Origin of the sequence: Bartonella sp. AP57NXGY, assembly GCF_042195805.1 — a bacterium.
Classification (GTDB): Bacteria; Pseudomonadota; Alphaproteobacteria; order Rhizobiales; family Rhizobiaceae; genus Bartonella.
Window position 1 is genome coordinate 1651 of sequence record NZ_JBHIOZ010000159.1, and the last position, 1150, is coordinate 2800.

The 1150-nt window shown below is 40.4% G+C and carries 1 protein-coding gene and 1 other RNA gene; one reads left to right on the forward strand and one right to left on the reverse strand.

Annotation, left to right across the window (positions count from 1 at the left end; all coding sequences use genetic code 11):
- Positions 1 to 246 precede the first annotated feature (246 nt).
- Positions 247 to 407: non-coding RNA, 6S RNA (gene ssrS, locus ACFIL8_RS08920), on the reverse strand.
- Between the two features lie 178 nt (positions 408 to 585).
- Between ssrS and ACFIL8_RS08925 the strand changes: the two genes are divergently transcribed.
- Positions 586 to 753 carry a hypothetical protein gene (locus ACFIL8_RS08925; protein WP_375681367.1) on the forward strand — a complete coding sequence of 56 codons (168 nt, stop codon included), beginning with the start codon at positions 586 to 588 and terminating at the stop codon, positions 751 to 753.
- Positions 754 to 1150: the final 397 nt, after the last annotated feature.

Sequence of the window (1150 nt, forward strand, 5' to 3'; positions counted from 1 at the left end):
CATGAAAAAAAGTGTGTGCTCTTTAGGGGGTATCTTGGTGCAACAAGCCGCTTTTGCGTTGCTTGCGTGCGAAGGGGTGAAGCAGATTCACAGAGGGGATTATTTTGTCAGTGCTGTCTGTTTTATAAAATAAAGCCTATCGTAATTTTTATTTCTTGAAAAGAGAGTATCGTCATTGGTCTTATGTAAAAGGACGCTCTCAATTTTAGCTGGAAAAATTTGATGTAAAAAAGTTATATAAATAAAGGGTGATCCACAACAGCCGATGGAAAAAGCTGATCCCGGGAACCTATACAAATAGGTGGGCGCCATATGAAAAAGCCCACGGGCTTGATCAGGGACAGCTCCCTTGGAGATCATTAAGGTCTCAGGAATACGTTATTTCCTGTCGAGAAGCGCAGAACACCCTCCTTAATATAAAACAATTTCAGAGCTTCTGCTAGAGATAAAATAACCTCGCTCTCTTCTTTTTCATGAAGTATTTCAGGAGAGATTGATGATATTGTCGGTGGTTGCTCGAAATGGCTGTATGATGGATGGCTTATTCAAAGTAAAAAAGCAAAAAATATGAGTGGGGGTGGGTGATTGAGTGACGCAGAACGGTTTATTGGCAATGGCTTGATTGGCTCTTTTGGGACAGTGCTTGATTTTTATGTTTCGGGGGTAATGCTTGGAGGAGTTTTGAAAGGAATATTTCTTATTCAAGGATGTTGGTTGAATTGGTGTTGCACCTTTGAAGTTTTTGCTTTGTGAAGCCATATTTCAGGGCTGTTTTATCAACTTTGAGGGGTGGAGGAGAGCCGATACGGTATGTGCTGCTATATGGTTGAAGCTCATAAATAAAAAACAGACGGTGATAGTTTATTAGAGGCGCTAAGCGATGTTTTAAGCTTTTTTCAAAAAGTATTTTTTGAGGATCGTGTTTACAATTTTTTTTTATCCATGATGGAAGGTGTGAAAAGAAGAAACGGCTGAAGAGGACTTAGGCGTGAAGCCCGTATGCTTGCTATGAGAAGAAATTCTGTAAGGGGCATATTGGCAGTGTTTGGAAGATGCCTTCAATACAAAAAAGGTCCAAATTCAAAAAAAGGCACTGTGAATTGTGTGGGGGGGGTGATGGTGTGGTTATAAGCAGGGGCAGTTTATTGAG